Origin of the sequence: Acinetobacter sp. YH12208, from assembly GCF_013418055.1 — a bacterium.
Lineage (GTDB): Bacteria > Pseudomonadota > Gammaproteobacteria > Pseudomonadales > Moraxellaceae > Acinetobacter > Acinetobacter pseudolwoffii.
In genome coordinates, this window is the sequence record NZ_VPCT01000006.1 from 53,298 (window position 1) to 73,105 (window position 19,808).

At 44.9% G+C, this 19,808-nt stretch carries 19 protein-coding genes and 1 pseudogene; 13 read left to right on the top strand and 7 right to left on the bottom strand.

The window, feature by feature from the left end:
* Window positions 1-85 precede the first annotated feature (85 nt).
* The gene (locus tag FTU95_RS07610; RefSeq protein ID WP_180078158.1) at window positions 86-1,345 is read left to right on the top strand and encodes an OprD family outer membrane porin; all 1,260 of its coding nucleotides are present in this window, start codon (window positions 86-88) and stop codon (window positions 1,343-1,345) included.
* 284 nt (window positions 1,346-1,629) lie between these two features.
* Window positions 1,630-2,490, top strand: a complete 861-nt coding sequence (locus FTU95_RS07615) for an alpha/beta fold hydrolase (protein WP_005095425.1) — start codon at window positions 1,630-1,632, stop codon at window positions 2,488-2,490.
* 385 nt (window positions 2,491-2,875) lie between these two features.
* Here the strand turns inward: FTU95_RS07615 and hcaR are convergent, their stop codons facing one another.
* Complete coding sequence (gene hcaR / locus FTU95_RS07620) at window positions 2,876-3,778, bottom strand: DNA-binding transcriptional regulator HcaR (protein ID WP_180078074.1); 903 nt, start codon at window positions 3,776-3,778, stop codon at window positions 2,876-2,878.
* 280 nt (window positions 3,779-4,058) lie between these two features.
* Here hcaR and hcaE point away from each other — a divergent pair, with 280 nt between their 5' ends.
* The 8 genes from hcaE (at window position 4,059) to FTU95_RS07660 (ending at window position 12,026) form a co-directional block, all read left to right on the top strand.
* Window positions 4,059-5,426, top strand: a complete 1,368-nt coding sequence (gene hcaE, locus FTU95_RS07625; protein ID WP_005095430.1) for a 3-phenylpropionate/cinnamic acid dioxygenase subunit alpha — start codon at window positions 4,059-4,061, stop codon at window positions 5,424-5,426.
* Complete coding sequence (gene hcaF / locus FTU95_RS07630; protein WP_005095432.1) at window positions 5,423-5,941, top strand: 3-phenylpropionate/cinnamic acid dioxygenase subunit beta; 519 nt, start codon at window positions 5,423-5,425, stop codon at window positions 5,939-5,941. The genes hcaE and hcaF overlap by 4 nt, the downstream gene beginning before the upstream one ends.
* Window positions 5,941-6,267 (top strand): 3-phenylpropionate/cinnamic acid dioxygenase ferredoxin subunit, encoded by a 327-nt coding sequence (hcaC, locus tag FTU95_RS07635; RefSeq protein WP_005095433.1) that lies wholly within the window; start codon window positions 5,941-5,943, stop codon window positions 6,265-6,267. The genes hcaF and hcaC overlap by 1 nt, the downstream gene beginning before the upstream one ends.
* Window positions 6,268-6,269: 2 nt before the next feature.
* Window positions 6,270-7,085: a 3-phenylpropionate-dihydrodiol/cinnamic acid-dihydrodiol dehydrogenase gene (gene hcaB, locus FTU95_RS07640; protein ID WP_005172874.1), complete on the top strand. Its 816-nt coding sequence runs from the start codon at window positions 6,270-6,272 to the stop codon at window positions 7,083-7,085.
* 114 nt (window positions 7,086-7,199) lie between these two features.
* On the top strand, window positions 7,200-8,165 hold the full coding sequence (locus tag FTU95_RS07645; protein ID WP_074383973.1) for a 3-carboxyethylcatechol 2,3-dioxygenase: 966 nt from the start codon (window positions 7,200-7,202) through the stop codon (window positions 8,163-8,165).
* Between the two features lie 5 nt (window positions 8,166-8,170).
* Window positions 8,171-9,397 (top strand): 3-phenylpropionate/cinnamic acid dioxygenase ferredoxin--NAD(+) reductase subunit, encoded by a 1,227-nt coding sequence (gene hcaD, locus FTU95_RS07650; protein WP_180078076.1) that lies wholly within the window; start codon window positions 8,171-8,173, stop codon window positions 9,395-9,397.
* A 168-nt stretch (window positions 9,398-9,565) separates the two neighbouring features.
* The gene (locus tag FTU95_RS07655; RefSeq protein WP_180078079.1) at window positions 9,566-10,471 is read left to right on the top strand and encodes a DMT family transporter; all 906 of its coding nucleotides are present in this window, start codon (window positions 9,566-9,568) and stop codon (window positions 10,469-10,471) included.
* A 499-nt stretch (window positions 10,472-10,970) separates the two neighbouring features.
* Complete coding sequence (locus FTU95_RS07660) at window positions 10,971-12,026, top strand: MBL fold metallo-hydrolase (protein WP_074383975.1); 1,056 nt, start codon at window positions 10,971-10,973, stop codon at window positions 12,024-12,026.
* 54 nt (window positions 12,027-12,080) lie between these two features.
* Here FTU95_RS07660 and FTU95_RS15100 read toward each other — a convergent pair.
* The 3 genes and pseudogenes from FTU95_RS15100 to FTU95_RS07675 all read right to left on the bottom strand — a co-directional run.
* Window positions 12,081-12,281: pseudogene (locus FTU95_RS15100) on the bottom strand (DoxX-like family protein); the annotation flags it as partial.
* Window positions 12,271-12,714, bottom strand: a complete 444-nt coding sequence (locus FTU95_RS07670; protein WP_180078081.1) for a thiol-disulfide oxidoreductase DCC family protein — start codon at window positions 12,712-12,714, stop codon at window positions 12,271-12,273. The pseudogene FTU95_RS15100 and the gene FTU95_RS07670, both read right to left, overlap by 11 nt.
* 96 nt (window positions 12,715-12,810) lie before the next feature.
* Window positions 12,811-14,331 (bottom strand): catalase, encoded by a 1,521-nt coding sequence (locus tag FTU95_RS07675; protein ID WP_100534654.1) that lies wholly within the window; start codon window positions 14,329-14,331, stop codon window positions 12,811-12,813.
* A gap of 643 nt (window positions 14,332-14,974) precedes the next feature.
* Between FTU95_RS07675 and FTU95_RS07680 the strand changes: the two genes are divergently transcribed.
* Window positions 14,975-15,154: a hypothetical protein gene (locus FTU95_RS07680; protein ID WP_005095450.1), complete on the top strand. Its 180-nt coding sequence runs from the start codon at window positions 14,975-14,977 to the stop codon at window positions 15,152-15,154.
* Here the strand turns inward: FTU95_RS07680 and FTU95_RS07685 are convergent.
* The 3 genes from FTU95_RS07685 to FTU95_RS07695 form a co-directional block, all read right to left on the bottom strand.
* A complete protein-coding gene (locus FTU95_RS07685; protein WP_180078083.1) occupies window positions 15,151-15,639 on the bottom strand; it encodes a hypothetical protein in 489 nt (162 codons plus the stop codon). The genes FTU95_RS07680 and FTU95_RS07685 overlap by 4 nt on opposite strands.
* A gap of 41 nt (window positions 15,640-15,680) precedes the next feature.
* Window positions 15,681-17,978 (bottom strand): phosphoenolpyruvate--protein phosphotransferase, encoded by a 2,298-nt coding sequence (gene ptsP, locus FTU95_RS07690; protein WP_005172856.1) that lies wholly within the window; start codon window positions 17,976-17,978, stop codon window positions 15,681-15,683.
* An 88-nt stretch (window positions 17,979-18,066) separates the two neighbouring features.
* Window positions 18,067-18,549 carry an RNA pyrophosphohydrolase gene (locus FTU95_RS07695; RefSeq protein WP_005095455.1) on the bottom strand — a complete coding sequence of 161 codons (483 nt, stop codon included), beginning with the start codon at window positions 18,547-18,549 and terminating at the stop codon, window positions 18,067-18,069.
* Between the two features lie 182 nt (window positions 18,550-18,731).
* Between FTU95_RS07695 and FTU95_RS07700 the strand changes: the two genes are divergently transcribed.
* Window positions 18,732-19,382 carry an HAD family phosphatase gene (locus FTU95_RS07700; protein WP_005095456.1) on the top strand — a complete coding sequence of 217 codons (651 nt, stop codon included), beginning with the start codon at window positions 18,732-18,734 and terminating at the stop codon, window positions 19,380-19,382.
* A 169-nt stretch (window positions 19,383-19,551) separates the two neighbouring features.
* Complete coding sequence (locus FTU95_RS07705; RefSeq protein ID WP_005095458.1) at window positions 19,552-19,800, top strand: DUF2789 family protein; 249 nt, start codon at window positions 19,552-19,554, stop codon at window positions 19,798-19,800.
* The last annotated feature ends 8 nt before the right edge of the window (window positions 19,801-19,808 follow it).

The window sequence follows — 19,808 nt, forward strand, 5'->3', positions numbered from 1 at the left end:
CTTAATACTGTGGTCGGATTTTTTATTTAAATCGACTTGCGCATGATGGCGACATAGATTTTATCTGTTGAATGGGGAACTCATGATGCGTCGTCAAAACTTATGGATAGCAATGTTTGCTGCGATAGCAACTTTAGGAACAACTGCAGCGAATGCAGATTTTATTGACGACAGTAATGTGCAATTAAAATTTAAAAATTTCTATTTAGATCGCCAGTATCAAGATGATGCTTCATCACGTAACTGGGGTTCTTGGTCACAAGGGGTGACTCTGGATGCCAAGTCGGGTTATCACGATATCGGTGCTGGGATAAAGGTCGGTGCTGATGTGCTAGTTCAACATGCAGTTAAACTCAAAGGTCGTGATAAGAATCCGGACTGGGTTTTACCGCATGATGGCAAGCAATCAAAAGATCATTTCGGTAAAGTCGGCGCAACCTTAAAAGCCAAGGTTTCAGAAACCGAATTAAAAGTTGGTGAATTACGCCCAGTGTCGCCAGTTTTAGTGTTTGATCCATCGCGTCAGTTGTTAACAACTTATAGCGGTGCATGGTTAGAGTCGAAAGAGCTTAAAGATACTAAGCTTACACTGGCTTATATTGACAGGATTAACAACCGTTATGACAACCAGTTCCGTGATTTAACCAAATTTAATCCACCACAATTTGATAATGGTGCAGAAGCGGATGGGATGTGGATTGCCGGTATAGATCACCAGCTGACAAAAGAGTTGGGTGCAAGTTATTGGTATGCCGATGTTCAAGACATTTACCAGCAGCATTATCTGGGTGTGAATTACAAAATCGGGTTAGGTGAAAAAACCAAATTAGATAGTCATGTGCGTTATTTCAATAACTCCGAATCTGGCGATAAATTGTATGGTGAGATCGACAACCAGGCATTATCGGTAGCTGCAAAAATCAATCATGGTACGCATACGGTCGGTGTGGGTTATCAGCAAATGTTTGGTGACAGTGCATTCCCGACATTGGGAGGCTGGGTGCCACAGCCTTATTTGGCAAACTGGGGAGTCGCAACTTTCACAGCGCCGGAAGAAAAGTCATGGCATGTGTCTTATGGTTATGACTTTTCTGAAGTCGGCTTGAAGGGACTAAATGCAACAGCGATTTATTTCAAAGGCTATGATCAGCAAGGTACCGGAGCATATCAAGGTCAGAACTTCAATACGGATGAAGTGAATGCCATCGTCAATTACACTGTGCCAGAAGGTAAATTAAAAGGTTTAGGCGTACAGGGCATGTATATTGATGTGAATTTTGCAAATCCAGCAAAACCAGACCTTCAGGAATACCGTGTAGCAACCACTTATACCTATAAGTTCTAATTCTGCTGCCTTGATCAAGAGCGCTATCCGGTGTAGCGCTGTTTTTCTATCTGCACATAAACTAAATCCTGAAAATAAATAAGGATTTTGATATTAAAATAACCATATAAAACATAAACTTAAATTATATTTATTTTGTAGTGTGCAATCGTAATTTTGTATCAGTTGACCCGTCTTGAGCGGTTAAGATAAGGATGTAAAAAAGTCATTTTAATGAGTCAACTTGACGTCGAATTCTTGAAAAGAGAGGGACACGCAAGCGAAAGACTGTAAGAGGAAGTAATATGAGCACTGTTCAAATCCCTGACTATCAAACAGATCCGTTCTTTGGCTTGGAAGACAAATGGATTGAAACTGCTGAAGGTGAGTTGACCCATTACCACGAAATTGGTGAAGGTACGCCTATTCTATTTTTACACGGTTCAGGCACAGGTGTATCTGCTGCGGCAAACTGGTGGTTAAACCTGCCACAAATTGGTGAGCAAGCACGTTGCATCGCGATTGATACCATTGGTTATGGCCAAACTGTGGTTGCGCCAAACACTGAATATGGTATTCGTGCCTGGGTGGACCATGCGATCCGTACGCTAGATGCTTTGGGTATCGAAAAAACCTGGTTAGTGGGTAACTCTTTAGGTGGCTGGTTGGCATTCCAGTTGGCACTGGATTATCCAGAGCGTGTTTTGGGTATCGTGTCTATGGGGACAGGCGGTGCGAAACAAACTGCTGCACTCAAAGCGCATGCAAACCCGGTGTTGACTGAAGAAGGCATCAAGAAAACCTTGTCAATGTTTGTGGTAAATAAAGACTTGATCACGGATGAACTGGTTAAAGTTCGCTTTGCTTCTGCTGCAAATGACTATGCATCAAATCGTTTGATGGATGTAGTTGGCGCACGTGACCGTGACCGTTTCGAATTCCCGCTTGATTTCGAAAAAATGAAAGATATTACTGTGCCAGTGTTATTGATTCATGGTACGCAAGACGTGGTCATTCCAGTATCACGTACTTGGGACATCCTGAATGTGGTTCCAAATGCTGATGCGCACATCTTCAGCCAATGTGGTCACTGGTCTCAAGTTGAGAAAGCAGACGAATTCAATACTGTGATCAAAAACTATCTTGCTGTTCACGGCGTAAAATAATTTTACCGTGTTTTAAAAAGGGATGGCTTCGGTCATCCTTTTTTTGTGGGCAAAATATTGAACAGAATGTATTTAAGTGCATATGATTCTCATTTGTATAGGTTGATGTAAAAATCTAATTATTTTTAGCAAGTTATTAAATTTAAGCCGAGAAAAAACTGACTTAACTTTTATTAGACTTAAGTTGTAAATGAAGGGAGTTTAGGGTGAAAAACAGGCAGTATTAGCCTAGATCAGGCGACCAATTAAGGAGCTACAGATTGATCCTTTATCAAAAAATAGAATTTAAAATAAATTTTTTAGCAAAAAATGATAAAACAAAAAAGCACATGCTACTCAAAAGTTGAATGGCATATGCTTGATCGGGGATGGAGCGGGATTAGTCCTATTCGTCGCGGTTAATGTCCAGATAAAACACCCGAGTTAATAGCTCAAGGAATTTGGTTACCGCATAGGATTTGTTGTTTTTGTGGTAACTGACATACAGATCCAGATATGGCAGTTCCACGTCCAGAGGGCGAATTACGGTATTGTCCATGGTCAGCGGTACAATATAGCCCGGTAATATGGTGCAGCCCAAGCCAATACCAATCGAGTTGATATTGAACAGGATATTATCCGCTTTCTGTACGATGTTGAGCTCAACGTTATTGGCTTTGGCAAAGTCCAGAATGGCATGATGCAAAGTATGTGACTGCTCTGCTGATGGAATAATAAAATCAATACCATTCAATGCTTTAACTGGAATTCTCTCGTATTTTGCCAATGGGTGATCTTTAGGTAATATAAAAATCAAAGGCTCACGAATCACAAACTGGCTTTCAATTTCATCACTATTGAAGTTATGACGGGTAAAAGTCAGATCCAGATCGCCTTTTTTCAACAGACGCATTTGTTCATTATTGTTCAGGCTGAGCAATTCAATTTTTAAATCCGGATTTTGCACACGCAGATTTGGCAAGATATACGGGAAGATTTTCATCTCGGCCACCGGAACAAAACCAATCCGTAGCATTTGCTGCTTGGCTTGTGACACCTGACGTGCCATGGCAACGGCCTTGTCTGCTTGTGCCAGGGTCAGGCGAGCCTGCTCCAGGAATACGGCACCTTCTTCGGTCAGCTCCACTTTACGTTTGGTTCGGTTGAGTAGCTTGACGCCGACATCTTCTTCCAGGTCTTTGATTTGCTGGCTAAGTGAGGGTTGAGCCGTATAAAGTTTAAGTGCTGCCTTACTAAAGTTCAGTTCTTCAGCAACGGTGATAAAGTAGCGAAGGTGTCGTAATTCCATGTCATCAGCCCGAAGAGTAATCCAAAAAATGTCTTACTATAATTTCATAGAAGTATAATCTATAAACAACTATGTCGTGAAGGTTATTTTGATATTTAGAAAGTAAATACTCTTGAGATATTTATTAATGTTTTAATATCAGAACAAGCACGTGGAATAATTGCTTAAAGCTATTAATTGAAACAAAAAAAATATTTCCCCAAAATCAATCCAAAATCCATTATCCATTCGAATTGAGTCTATTTACTTTGTGCCTTGATGGGTCACAGGAGAGCTTTTCATGAGTGGAAAAATTGATGTGCGTGAAATCGACGCTTTAGTCGATGCACAAAATGGGCGTATCACTCCATCTATCTATACAGATCCAGATATTTACGAATTAGAACTTGAACGCGTTTTTGGCCGTACTTGGTTGTTCCTTTGTCATGAAAGCCAGATTCCAAAGGCGGGTGACTTCTTCAATACCTATATGGGTGAAGATCCGATCATCGTGGCACGTCAAAAAGATGGCTCAATCAAAGCATTCTTAAACCAGTGCCGTCACCGCTCTATGCGTGTGAGTTTCGCAGACTGTGGTAATACCCGTGCATTCACTTGCCCATACCACGGCTGGTCTTATGGCATTGACGGTTCTTTAAAAGACATTCCGCTTGAAGAACGTGCTTACCCACAAGGTGCATGTAAAGAGCAATGGGGCTTGGTCGAAGTGAATCGTGTCAAGTCTTACAAAGGCCTGGTATTCGCTTGTTGGGATGAAACCACACCTGATCTTGAAGAATACATGGGCGATATCGCTTGGTATCTAGATGGTGTACTTGACCGTCGTCCAGGTGGTACAGAAATCATCGGTGGTGTACACAAATGGGAAATCGAGTGTAACTGGAAATTTGCAGCGGAACAGTTTGCATCTGACCAGTATCATGCCTTGTTCTCTCATGCATCTGCGATCCAAGTCCTTGGCGCAAAACCAGATGATGAAGCATCGAAAAAACTTGGTGCTGCACAAACGGCTCGTCCAGTCTGGGAAACGGCTAAAGATGCACTTCAGTACGGTTCACGTGGTCACGGTTCAGGCTTTTTCTTCACAGAAAAACCAGATGCAAACGTATGGGTCGACGGTGAAGTAGCCAACTACTTCCGCGAAACTTATGAAGAAGTGAAAGAGCGTTTAGGTGAAGTCCGTGCCCTGCGTCTTGCAGGTCATAACACCATGTTCCCGACCTTGTCTTGGTTGAACGGTACGGCAACGCTTCGTGTATGGCACCCACGTGGTCCAAACAAAACTGAAGTATGGGCATTCTGTATTGCGGATGCTGAAGCATCGCAAGAAGTCAAAGAAGCATTTGAACGTTCTGCAACGCGTGCTTTCGGTCCTGCTGGTTTCCTAGAGCAAGATGACTCTGAAAACTGGATCGAAATCCAAAAAGTTTTACGTGGTTATAAAGCCCGTCAAAACAAACTCATTATGGAAATGGGTAAAGGCAACGAGAAAATCCGTGAAGACGGTATTCCGGGGATCACCAACTATATTTTCTCTGAAACTGCAGCACGTGGCATGTACCGCCGCTGGGCAGATTTATTGATCCATGAAAAATGGGAAGACGTTGAAGCAGCAGCTGACGCATACGAGAAGGAGCTTATGAAATGAGTCAAGTGAGTTTAGAACTTCATCATCAAATCAGTCAGTTCCTGTATCGCGAAGCAAAATTGCTGGACGACTGGAAATTCCGCGATTGGTTGGATACCTTGGCTGAAGATATTTCTTATACGCTACGTACCACACCAAACGCGCAAACCCGTGACCGTCGCCGTTCAGTTGAGCCACCGACGACTTGGGTATTCAACGATACCAAAGACCTTTTAGAGCGTCGTGTCGCACGTCTTGAAACCGGTATGGCTTGGGCTGAAGAGCCTCCATCACGTACCACTCACATGGTGAGCAACGTGATCGTAGAGCCAGCTGAAGTTGAAGGCGAATACGACGTATATGTAACCTATTTGCTATATCGTACGCAAAAAGAGAAAGACATTGTCATTTACTGCGGTAAACGCCATGACAAGATCCGTAAAGTTGAAGGCGGCCTCGGCTTCCAGATCTTCAACCGTAAGATCATGCTGGATCAAGCGACCTATAGCTCACATAACCTGAGTGTATTCTTCTAATGAATAAGATTTTTGTTTGCCAAGTTGACGAATTAGACGAAGGCGAAGCGCTAAAAGTAGATTGCGGCGTGAATGGTATTGATGCATTGGCAGTATTCAATAACGGTGGTGAGTTCTTCGCAATGAACGACCGCTGTTCACATGGCAATGCTTCTATGTCTGAAGGTTATCTGGAAGACGACGGTACAGTGGAATGTCCACTTCATGCTGCACGTTTTTGTTTGAAAACAGGTGAGGCACTTTGCTTGCCGGCAACTGATCCAATTCAAACATTCCCGGTAGTGGTTGAAGACGGCGCATTATATGTAGAGATGGCAGGAGAGTAATCATGGGTTGGCTACAAGGCGAAGTTGCACTTATTACCGGTGGTGGTTCAGGCTTAGGCTGGGCGCTAGTGGAACGTTTCCTGGAAGAGGGTGCACAAGTTGCCGTTCTTCAACGTTCAAAAGCAAAAGTGGAGGCATTAAACGAACACTTTGGCGGTAAAGTTCTTGCGATTGAAGGCGATGTAGCCAGCTATGCAGACAACGTTCGTGCAGTGAATGCCACTGTAGAGCGTTTCGGCAAACTCGACTGTTTCGTTGGTAATGCCGGGATCTGGGATCATTATGCCGATATCGTCAACACCTCTGGTGAGCAGCTGGAAAAAGCCTTTGACGAGATTATGGGGATTAATACCAAGTCACTCATTCTCGGCGCGAAGGCTGCACTGGAGGCATTGATCGCTTCTGAAGGTTCTATCATATTTACTTTGTCTAATTCGGCACTGTACTCCGCTGGCGGAGGCCCTGTATATACTGCATCTAAGCATGCAGGGGTGGGTATTATGAAAGAATTGGCCTATGAGCTTGCGCCTAAAGTACGAGTGAATGCGGTTGCACCGTCAGGTATGAATGTGAATATCAAAGGCGCAGCGTCGCTCGGTCAGGAAAATGTTGGCCTGCTCGATGCACGTGATCCTGAGAAAATTGCACGTGGTATGCCATTGAATTTCTTGCCTGAACCGGAAGATATGACAGGTTCATACGTACTCTTGGCATCTCGTCAAAATAACCGTCCTTTGACTGGCGTTCTGATCAATGCAGAATGCGGTCTGGGAATTCGTGGCTTACGTCAGCCCCGTGCCGGTTTCTTTGACGAATAAAAATCTGCTTTTAAAAATCTCCCCTTACCCCTCTTTATAAAAGAGGGGGAAAGAATCTCCCTCCTTTTAAAGGAAGGATGGGGAGGATTTAAGTCTTCCTTTTTGGAGTCTCTCATGGCCGTTAAACTTATTTGTGCATCGCACAGTCCTTTAATGGAATTTGCTTCACCACAGGAAAAGCGTAAAGAACAAGCCGTTCGTGATGCTTTTGAAAAACTCTCTGCTGAAGTAAAAGCTTACGACCCAACCCTGATTATCACCTTTGGTCCTGACCATTTTAATGGTTTCTTCTATGACCTGATGCCAAGTTTCTGTGTCGGTATTCGTGCCAAAGCTGCGGGTGACTGGGATTATGGTAAAGACAATGATCACATTGATGTACCTGAAGACAAAGCATTAGGTTTGGTTCGACGTGTACTCGATGAAGGTGTCGACGTTGCATATTCTTACCGTATGCAGGCGGATCATGGGGTGACTCAGCCATTGCACTTCCTGTGTGACGGCAAACTCGATCGTTATCCAACGATTCCAATTTTTATTAATGGCGCTGCAGCACCGATGCCAACCCCCAAGCGTACCATTGCTTTGGGCCGTGCTGTAGGTCAGTTTATTAAATCTTTAAACCTTGAAAATGAGCGTGTCCTTGTTTTAGGTACAGGTGGTCTGTCGCATGATCCACCCACACCGCAAATGGGTTCGGTTCCACCACAAGTAGAAGAATTCCTGATTGCAGGTCGTAATCCAACGCCTGAAGCACGTGAAGCACGTCAGGGCAAAGTCATTGCAGTCGGTCAGAAACTGGCAGCAGGCGATACTTCGGTTGCAGTTCCTTTAAATGCTGAATGGGATCGTGCACTGCTTGAAACCTTCAAGAACGCTGATTTTGCGACCTTAGAAGCCATGACAGAAGATGAAATTCGTCGTGACGGCGGTCGTGGTGGTCAGGAAGTCCGTTCCTGGATGGCCGCATTTGCAGCCTTAAGCGAAATGGGCGAATACGACATGACAACACACTGCTATGAAGATATCAGTGAATGGATTGCGGGCTTCGGCATCGTATCTGCAGAGTTAAAAGGTTAATTGACATGAGCAACATCGAAACCATCGTAATTGTAGGGGCTGGCCAGGCAGGTGCAAGCGCGATTTTAGAACTTCGTGGCAACAAGTACGCAGGTAAAATCATTCTGATTGGTGATGAAACGCATCTTCCTTATGAGCGTCCGCCACTGTCGAAAGATGTGATTCTAAAACCTGAGGACACCAAGATTGAAATTCTGTCAGCAGAAAAACTGGCTGATCTTGGCGTGACCACCATTCGTGGCAATGGCGTGACTCAAATCAACGCGACCGCGAAAACGGTTGAACTTCAAAATGGTGATGTTGTTGCTTATGACAAATTGCTTCTCGCAACAGGCGGTGCCGCGCGCCGTCTGCCAAACTTCGATGCGTTAGGCAAACATGTTTATAAGCTTCGTAACCTTGAAGATTCACAAGCCTTGGTTCCTGTATTGCAAGCAGGTCAACGTATTCTGCTGATCGGTGGCGGTGTGATCGGTCTTGAACTGGCATCCTCTGCGCGTTACAAAGACTGTCAGGTGACTGTGCTTGAGCAGGGACCAATGGTAATGGGGCGTTGTTCACCGCGTATTTTAAGTGAATTTCTGCTTGAACAACACCGTCTGGCAGGCGTAGATGTTCGCTTAAATACTCAAGTTGCAGCTTGCCGTTTAGACGGAGAAGAAGTCGTGGTAACGCTGGAAGGCGGTGAAGAGCTTCGTGCTGATGCGGTAGTTTACGGAATCGGGATCGTGCCAAATGCACAGCTTGCCGTAGATGCCGGTCTGGACGTTGATGTTGCGATTAAAGTCAATGAACATTGCCAAACCTCGAATGCTGACATTTATGCAGCAGGCGATGTTGCGACTCAGTTGCGTGACTGTGGCAATCACCGCCGCGTGGAAACCTGGGAAAATGCCAACCTTCAGGCAGGTATCTTTGCGCGTCACGTGATGGGGGTGGAACATCCGAAAGCCAATCCGGCCTGGTTCTGGACGGATCAGCTGAATATCAATTTCCAGTTTGTCGGCGATATGGCCGCAGCTGAATGGCATATCCGTGGTGAAATGGATGCAGCCAAAGGTGCAGACAATTCATTCGTGATGTATGGTGTGACTGATGGTCAGATCGTTGGCGGGATTACCGTGAATGCAGCCAAAGAAATGCGTCATTTGAAAAAAATGATCAGCAAAAGTACGGCGTTTGATGTTGAAAAACATTTGGATATCGCGCAAGACTTACGCAAAATTGCTTAAGTTGTATTGAGATATTTTTGGACAGACCTATGTTTTGCATAGGTCTGTTTTTTATGCACGAAACTTGATGAATTTATCAAAAATTAAAACTTCATCTCAGCATGAATTCGCTATACGCTATTTTTGAAGTTGCTGATCCAGAACTTCTTGGCCTCGTTTAGGAGACTTATGAGCTCTTCATCTTCATTGCCAGTCACGGCAAGTATTTACGCTTTATTGGTGCTGATCTGGGCGGCAACGCCACTGGCGATTGTCTGGAGCGTGGCCGAGATTCACCCGATGTGGGTGCTAATCATTCGCTATTTCGGTGCTTCGATTATTGCATTGTTCCTGCTCAAGATCATGCGCGACCCGCTACCTTTTGACCGTACTTCAATAAAAAGTTATCTGGCAGGCAGTTTGAATTTAATCGGCGCGCAACTGTTTATTTATCTGGCAGCGAATTATCTGACCTCAGGGTTGATGGCGCTGATTTTTGGTTTCTCACCGCTGATCGCCGGTTTAATCGGACATGTGATTTTAAAAACCCATAAACTGATCTGGCTGCAATGGCTCGGCATGGCAGTGGCCGTCGCCGGTTTGTGTTTTGTTTTTGCCGACTCGGCAGACAGCAAAATTAATCCTTGGGGTGTGGTGTTAATGCTGATCAGTATGGTGTCTTACATCAGCTCGATCTTCTGGGTTAAACAGATCAACGCACCTTTAAGCCCAATGTCACAAGCGACAGGTTCATTGCTGCTATCAGCAGCCGGTTCACTGCTCTTGATTCCATTTATCTGGCAGCATATGCCGACCCAGTTGCCTGGCACACAGGCGCTGATCGGGTTTGTATTTACCATGATCATGTCCTCGATTGTGGCGATGCTGTGTTATTTCTGGCTGATTCGGCGTTTAAATGCTTCAACAGTATCTTTGAGTAATGTCATGACGCCAGTCATCGCACTGGTACTTGGTGCGACTCTGAATCATGAAATCATCAGCAGTCATGCCTTTGCAGGAATTGCCGTGGTGATGTTCGGCATCATTATGTACTTTTGGAAAGAGTGGCGTGAGCAATACTTTTCCAAGCGCTAAATCTGTAGCAAATCAAAAGGGCGAAAGCCCTTTTTTATGCTTTAAATTTTTTAGATGAAAGAAGTCTATGGCTACATCCGTTCACAAGAGTTTAAGCAAGTTTATTTAGCAGATTGGCCAAATGTTAAAAATAGTAGATTTCATCGTCCGCACTCTCAATCGTTGCATAACTCAGGCATGCACGATCAAATCAGCACATTATGAGGATAAAATTTTGGCTGAAATCAGCAGAGTAGGGCTTGGTATGATTTTGTATTTTTTAAAAAACTGCATGCATCATGTCTTTCTCGATAGTACCCCTAGTCCGGCCAGCCAGCAGGCTATCAGAGCGCTATTTTTTTGCTAAAATAACAAAAACATACATGATTGTCTGTGATGGATTTCATACTATACTCAAGTGCGCCTGTTTTTAGTTTGTATGCTCATTAAAAGATGCGTCGCCTGACCATTTCAAGCGGTTGCTGTCTTGCATATAGCGAATAATAAATAGTGGATGTTTATGCAAGATCTTCTCAAAACTAAAAAATTTCAGTTAACCACGGAGTCCAGCTGGAAACATCTCTGGTCTAAGCCGGTATTTGAGTATCTGCATTCAGATCATTTCAATGGACAACAGTTTCGTAATCTCGAGCATCCTGCTCGGGCGCACAGTCGTTTTGACTTATATAAATGGCTCATTACCCGAAAATCCAAAAACTGGAATATCAATCTCGATGCAGAACGTGCCGAGTTTTTTGCGCGACCGCGTGCATTGCCACAGCAGCGTCCCGATGCGCCTTTAGATGACTGGCAAATCTGGTTTATTGGTCACGCCACTGTGCTCATTCAAATCGGGCCTTATAATTTCCTGACCGATCCGGTCTGGGCTGAATATGCCAGTCCTTCTGCATCCACTGGCCCGCAGCGGGTCATTCCTGCCGGTATTGCGCTAGATGAACTGCCACATATTGATGCTGTGTTGCTCAGCCATAACCACTATGATCATATGGATCTGGCCACACTGGAATGGTTGCATAGCACATTTGAAATGCCAATTTATACCGGACTGGGCAATGCCTGGTATTTGCCAAAGCACTATACCGTGCATGAGATGGACTGGTGGGAAAATGCATTTTTTGAAGAAATCCGCATTGTCTATACGCCGGCACAGCATGCCTCGGGGCGCGGTATGCGTGATCAGAATTGTGCTTTGTGGGGTGGCTTTTCCTTATTGCATGGTCAGGAACATTGTTTCTTTGCCGGAGATAGTGGTTATGCCTCGCATTTTAAAGAGGTTCGCAAGCGTCTGGGTGCGCCCCGAATTGCCTTGCTGCCCATCGGTGCCTATGAGCCGCGTGCACTGATGCGTGCGATTCATATGAATCCGGAAGATGCATTTCATGCACATCAGGACTTGCAGGCCAAATGCTCACTGGCGATTCATTACCGTACTTTCCAGCTCACTGATGAAGATCGGGATGCACCAGAGCATGAATTGCATGAAATTATCAAACATTCTTCCAAGCTGATTAATCCGTTTTACTGCGTACATGAAGGCAAACGGATTATTGTCTAATGGCTTCACGCTGTTCTTGCTTGATGAGTTGAATGGCAAGCACAGAAAGCATCAGCCAAACAGCATTTCACCTATGCCAGAAAATCCAACCAAGACTTTGGCCAGTACCCGCTCAAAGCCCAGGTTTTGCCAGATTGTGATTTCAGCAGGGGACTGAAACAGTATTTTTGGAATCAGTCCTTGATAGAATCAGCGCATTGCCAAGCTTAGCTGAATGTTGCGAAGTGTTTGGGTGAAAACAGGCTCAGAATTCACGAATAGCATTTTCCAGAAAATGGTGTTTATTTTCGCTAGATGGAATCAGGCAATAATCAGTTTTACCAAATAGCTGATAGCGCTTTAAAGCAATCCCACGATACAGAAAGTCGCGGATAAAACGCGGTACTAAATAGCCTGTACTCATTACATTAAACGGAAAACCGAGATGCTGCATGACTTTTAACAGGGCAGTGGATTCGGTATAAAGTGTGCCAGCTTGGATGACGAGCATCGTGCTGTAATGTTCAGTGGACATCTGGTAATGCTCGAGCAGGGCAACACCTAAAGGGGATTGGGCAGAGACCAGTTTAAACTGTATCTTGTTATCGTATTGAATCAAAAATCGTGCCCAGCCATTACAGATCACACAAACAGCATCAAATAAAATGATGTCGTGTTGTTGAATGATGTCTTCAATATCTTTGCTCATCGTTATATTTTTTCTAGTGACGTATTATTTGTATACTGCTTGATATCACACTAAAAAACCACCCGAGGGTGGTTTTTTATATATCGCTAAGGCAGCTTAAAGCAAGCTGGCTAAGCCTTTGGCTGGATCGGTTTCACGAGCAGCCTGTGCATCTGCCACTGTCATGCCGAGTGCTTGTGCCACGCCTTCGCCATAGGCCGGATCGCAACTATAACAATTGCGGATGTGACGGTATTTAATGAAATCTAGTGCATCACCCATCGCGCCAGCCGTGTTATTAAACAAGGCCTGCTTTTGTTCATCATTCATCAGGTTGAACAGGGCACGTGGCTGGCTGAAGTAATCGTTATCATCTTCACGAAAATCCCAGAAATCGGCAGCACCGGTGATTTTTAGTGGTGGCTCTCTGAATTCCGGTTGCTCCTGCCATTGGCTGAAACTGTTCGGCTCATAATGTGGCAAGGAACCGTAGTTGCCATCCATACGACCCTGACCATCACGACGGTTAGAATTGACCGGACAGCGTGCAGCATTGACCGGAACCTGTGAGTGATTCACGCCGACACGGTAACGCGCGGCATCGGCATAGTTAAATAAACGTGCTTGTAACATCCGGTCCGGCGAGTAGCTGATGCCCGGTACCAGATTGCTTGGTGCAAAAGCCGCCTGTTCCACATCCTGGAAATAGTTTTCCGGATTGCGGTTCAGTTCGAACTCACCGACTTCAATCAGTGGATAATCACCTTTCGGCCAGACTTTGGTCAGGTCAAATGGATGATAAGGAACGCTTTCAGCTTCCAGTTCCGGCATCACCTGGACATACATTTTCCATTTTGGATAATCACCACGTTCGATGGCATCAAACAGGTCAGTCTGGCTGCTTTCACGGTCTTTAGCGATTAATGCTTCAGCTTCAGCATCGGTGAGGTTCTGGATGCCTTGCTGGGTACGCATATGGAATTTCACCCAGAAGCGTTCATTATTGGCATTGATAAAGCTAAAGGTATGGCTGCCAAAACCATGCATATGACGATAACCGTCTGGAATACCACGATCCGACATGACAATGGTCACCTGATGCAAGGCTTCAGGCAGCAGCGTCCAGAAATCCCAGTTATTGGTGGCACTGCGCTTGTTGGTTTTCGGGTCGCGTTTAACGGCTTTGTTCAGATCTGGAAACTTGCGCGCATCCCGCAGGAAAAATACCGGGGTGTTATTGCCGACCAGATCCCAGTTGCCTTCTTCAGTATAGAATTTCAGGGCAAAACCACGGATATCACGTTCTGCATCGGCCGCACCACGTTCACCTGCGACGGTCGAGAAACGCGCAAACATGTCGGTTTTCTTGCCCACTTCCGAGAAAATTTTTGCGCGGGTATATTGGGTAATATCGTTGGTCACGGTAAAGGTTCCAAAAGCACCTGAACCTTTGGCGTGCATACGACGCTCTGGAATCACTTCACGGACAAAGTTGGCCAGTTTTTCATTCAGCCATAAATCCTGAGCGAGTAAAGGTCCACGCGCACCTGCCGTCATACTGTTCTGGTTGTCGACCACAGGCGCACCCGCTTCAGTGGTCAGGTGGGTAACAGGGCATTTTTTAAAATCTTGGCTCATTTTTCCTCTCCAAGTTTTGAATATCTTGTAGCGTTTATCCAGTATTTATAAAATATTGAGTTATCTGCGAAGGGCATCAGGTTTTACTCTATTTTCAATATCTTGATATAAATACTGTTAGCGCACAAAGTGGAATTCACAGGATATAATTGAGTGATGTCACTCAAAAAATATTTTTAAAGTTAATAAAGTCTAAAATATTGAAAATTAAATGGTTACTTTTTAAAAGTAGCCGGTTTTCTACTCTTTGACAATATCAAATTCTCTATATTTTAGATAACTCAAATAATGAATCGGATTAAACGAAAATAACAATCTTCAAGTCCCTCATATGTTTTTATCCAAGGATCAAACTAATAGATGAATCGTGCTGTTTAAAATAAATATTATAACTGATTTATTTTAAATGCTTTTTTTGATCAGGTTTTGTCTGTGTGAAAAACATCATGAAATGCTGAATGTAATCAGCATGTTTTCCGGCCATAGCGCTCATTTTTGTAATACAGAATATCCTGCTTAAATGGTCTTTATTTTTAAAAAAAGCATTGGCAAATATGCTTGAAAATTGTCCAAAATGGCGTATCATTATTTTCCCACTCGCGTGGAAACTCACTAAAATCTAGTTAAAAGGCGAAAGTACAACATGGCCAAGAAGAAAACAGTCGAGCATGTGGTGATCCATAATTTTGTGGCAAAACACATGCATGAAGTCAACAAAAGTCAGGTTTTTGTAGACCGAAAGAAAAATGCAAAACGTGGCTACAACAAGCACAGACAAGGGCGATATTCCATGGAAGATCGCCCTTTTTTAATGGCAGCTTAAGATCTGTAAGGTGGTTGAGGATGACGCGTTGGCTGTTTGGGGTTGGTTCCAAGTGGAGAGAGCGGGGCAACGGGGCAGTTGCTACGATTTTGTGTATTTTGAGTGGAGCGCCGTGATGAATTTGTTGGCTCATCTCGTATAAAATCATTAAATAATTTATTCAGTCTTCCCTGATTTGGCTGTCCATAATGTGCAGGGTGAGGTTCAGTTCTGGCCTGCTGAAAACTGGCAAATTGATCTTTTTGCTGACGATAGAGTTTGGCCGCTATCACAGAGGGATCATTTCGGCCTAAACGCCGTCGCTGGGATGCTGAAATTTCGATGCCCAATAGAGGGGACATTTTAGGCCGATCGGCATAGCCGCTGGCAGGACGTGTATAAGATGAACCGGAATAATCCGCATTTTTCCGGGCCCGCAAGGCAGGTGCAATAATAACAATATAGAACACCGCAATGAGCATGAACAGGATAACCAGAAATTCCATAACCACCTCTACACTCGTCGAGGGACTGGAAAAGTCCCGGATTAGGCACTCACCATACGCGTGGCTGATTTCACCATATCACCCAAACCATGGGTTCTGAAATAATATTCCAGCCAGCTTTTTACCATCAGTGGATTGTCCATTTTTAACACATGCTGTAGCAATTCCTGTGCATCACTCATCGGCACGTGACAAATGGTTTTACGTACCTTCAGGATATTACTCGAACTCATTGACAGGGTATTAAAGCCCATGGCCATGAGCAAAACCGCAGACAGCGGATCACCTGCCATTTCACCGCAGATACTGACCGGTTTTTCATTACGATGACAGTCCTGCACCAGACGGGTCAGGGCACGCAGTACGGCAGGATGTAAATGTGAATAGACATTGGCAACCCGCGGATTATTGCGATCGACTGCCAAAAGATATTGAGTCAAATCGTTAGAGCCAACCGAGAAGAAATCGACCAGTTCGGAAAACTCATCAATCTGATGCAGCACACTCGGCACTTCCACCATGATGCCGAGTTTTGGCTTGTTCACTTTGACCTGTTCTTCTTCCTGAATCGCCGCATGATCACGTTCCAGTAAATAGAGGGCTTCTTCAACCTCACTGACACTGGTCACCATCGGCAACAGAATATGCAGGTTATTCAGTCCGATACTGGCTTTAAGCATGGCGCGAATTTGTGAAGAAAAAATTTCTGGATGGTCCAGGGTAAAACGAATGCCACGCCAGCCCAGTGCCGAATTTTCTTCTTCAATCGAGAAATACGGCAGGTCTTTGTCTGCCCCAATGTCCAGGGTACGCATCACTACCGGTTTATTGGCAAAGTGAGTGAGTTGCTGGCGATAAATCGCGCGCTGTTCTTCTTCGCCCGGGAAGCGGTCGCGTAGCATAAATGGAATTTCAGAACGGTATAAACCAACGCCTTTGGCACCACGTTGCACGCCACGGACCACATCGATCATCAGGCCGGTGTTGACGTATAGTTTTACCGCTACCCCATCTGGGGTAATCGCATCTTTGGTTTCGTACTGACGCAGATCTTTGGCGATCTGTTCTTCTTCTTTTTGAATTTCTTTATAGCGACTGCGCAAACGCCGTGGCGGATTGATGAAGACCCGGCCTTGATGCGCATCAACGATCATTTCTACATCATCCAGGGTATTAATTGGCAGTTCAGTCACACCGACCACAGTCGGAATGCCGAGGGCACGTGCCACAATTACCATATGCGAGTTCATGGCACCTTCAGTGGTGACAATCGCAGCAATTTTATCCACTGGCAGTTCAACCAGAGCTGCAGTGGAAATCTCTTCCCCTATCAGAATACTCTCATCGGTCAGCTCACGATGACTGGCATCAGCTTCCTGTAAACGCGCCAGAATACGGCGGCCCAAGTCTTTTAAGTCTGCCACCCGTTCACGTAAATAATCATCCTGCATCTGGGCAAACTGTGCCACATGACTATCAATCACGATGCGCACTGCACCCTGTGCCCAATGGCCTTCGCGAATGAGCGCCTTGATTTCTGCCGGCAGGGCATTTTCATCCAGCATCCGCAAGAATACGCTAAAGAGGGCGCGTTCTTCGGCCATCAGCGCATCCTGCATCTTGTCATCGAGCGACTGGATTTCTTCACGGACGGAGTTGAGGGCGCTGTCTAATAATTGTAGTTCTTCGCTGATGTCATCGGCTTCACGATCGGGAACGGCGGCCAGATCTGCTGGCGGGTAGAGAATCACGGCACGACCCAGAGCAATCCCGCCTGAACCGGACACACCCTGAAAGGTTTTATAGGCAGGCAGGTTATTTGGCTTGCGGAAGACATCAATATTGCCCACCGCATGGGCATGGGCAATCACGCCAGAGAGCTGCGCGCACAGTGTGACCAGAAATGATTCGGCGGCTTCAGAGAAATCCTGAGATTCTTTATTCTGAACCACCAGCACACCCATTACCTTACGGCGGTACATCACCGGGACGCCCAGAAAAGAGTTATACAGCTCTTCACCGGTTTCAGGCAGGAACAGGAAGCGTTCATGTTTGGGTGCATTGTCCAGATTGACAATTTCTTCACGCTGGCCGACCAGACCCACCAAACCTTCGCCAGTCTGTAACGATACGTGACCTACAGACTCAGCCTTCAGGCCCTTGGAAGCCATCAGCAGATAACGCTGGTTACGTTCATCCAGAAGGTAAATAGAGCAGACATCGACATGCATGGCGTCCGCGACATGCTTGACCATGATATCGAGGGATTCATGCAAACTGGCAGATGCATTGATCTCTTGAACAATACGTCTCAACGTGTCCAGTTGCATATTCGACATAAGGTCTGCTCCGTCTATTCAGAATTTCAGTGATACGTTTATTTATAACAATAGCCGACCAAAAAATCTGCATGATTTATGCGATTTTTTAAGGTTTTTGCTGGGGTAGCTGCTGACACAACTCCACCAGGGCTTTGCGATAAACATCACGTTTGAAATTCACGACTTGACCTAATGGATACCAGTAACTGACCCATTGCCATTGATCAAATTCCGGCGGATCAGACAGATTCAACTGAATATGCTGAACGGGGGCCGTGAGTTTGAGTAAAAACCACTTTTGTTTTTGACCGATGCACACCGGATCGGAGTCCGGTCGTATGTATCGATGCGGCAAACGATAGCGCAACCAGCCTTTGGTTTGCGCGATGATCTGGACGTGTTCGGGCAATAAGCCAACTTCTTCTCTCAGCTCACGATAGAGTGCCTGCTCAGGGGTTTCTCCATATTGGATACCTCCTTGTGGAAATTGCCATGCATTATGACCAATGCGTTTTGCCCATAAAACTTGTCCAGCATCGTTTGCCAAAATGATCCCGACATTTGGTCGGAAACCCTCAGAGTCGATCATTTGGCTACCTAAAAATTGTTTAATTTATACCTTTGCCATCGGGGAGCGTTATTTCTTTATCCAACTCGAAAAAAGCAAAGTTTAAAAATGTTAAAATTGCTATGATCTTAACGAATTTCTATCGACTAGCGGAGATAGATTTACAATTTTTTTCTTAAATTTCAGTTTTTACGAGTATTTTCATGAAATTGGCGCTATTTGATCTCGATCACACCTTGTTAAACACGGATTCGGATCATTCTTGGGGAGAGTTTCTGGTCAGCGAGGGCCTGGTCGATCCGGTGCAGCATCGTGCCATGAATGACAAGTTCTATGACGACTATAAAAAAGGTCAGTTAGACCCCTATGCCTATAATGAATTTGTGTTCCAGTTTCTGACCCAACATGAGCATGCTTATTTAACCGAGTTGCACCAGCTGTTTATGCAAAAGGTGATTCGCCCGCAAATGCGTCCAGAAGGTTTTAAGGCCATTCAACGGCATAAAGACGCCGGTCATGCTCTGGTCGGAATTACCGCGACTTCGGATTTTATTACTGCACCAATTTTTCGTGAATTCGGCATTACTGAAATTATTGCCACCAATGCTGAAGTACTCGATGGCAAATATACCGGAAAAGTGATCAATACCGCGTGTTATCAACAAGGCAAGCTGGTGCGTCTGGAACAGTGGCTGCAAGGTCGCGATGTGACCGAGTCTTGGGCCTATTCAGATTCGATTAATGACCGTTTCTTGCTGGAATATGCCGATCATGCCATTGCGGTGAATCCGGATGACCGCCTTGAAGTTTTAGCCAAAGCGCAGGGCTGGAACATACAGGACTGGTCGATTTAACTGATTGCCTTTTATCCATCTGATTGATCCAGCACAACTTCGGTTGTGCTTTTTTATCTGCCCGAATTCAATGTAAGTGTTAATGTTTTTTCACAGTCCGCTTGCCTCGGACATGTTATGCTCAAAAAACAGGACATGAAAATAATGGAAAAGTTTGAGGTGTAATGCTATGACTCACGTTCGACCGCGTATGACACATCTGTTTCAGCAGCTTGGCTTGGATGCCACTCAGGAAGGCATTGAAAAGTTTATTCACGAACATCAACTGCATAAAGATCTGACTTTACTCGATGCACCGTACTGGTCAGAAGCACAACGTCAGTTTCTAACCGAAAAAATTGCATCTGATGGTTCATGGGCCATTGTGGTGGATCAACTCAATGAATCCCTGCATGAAAACTCAACCAGTGAAGGATGAAATAAAAG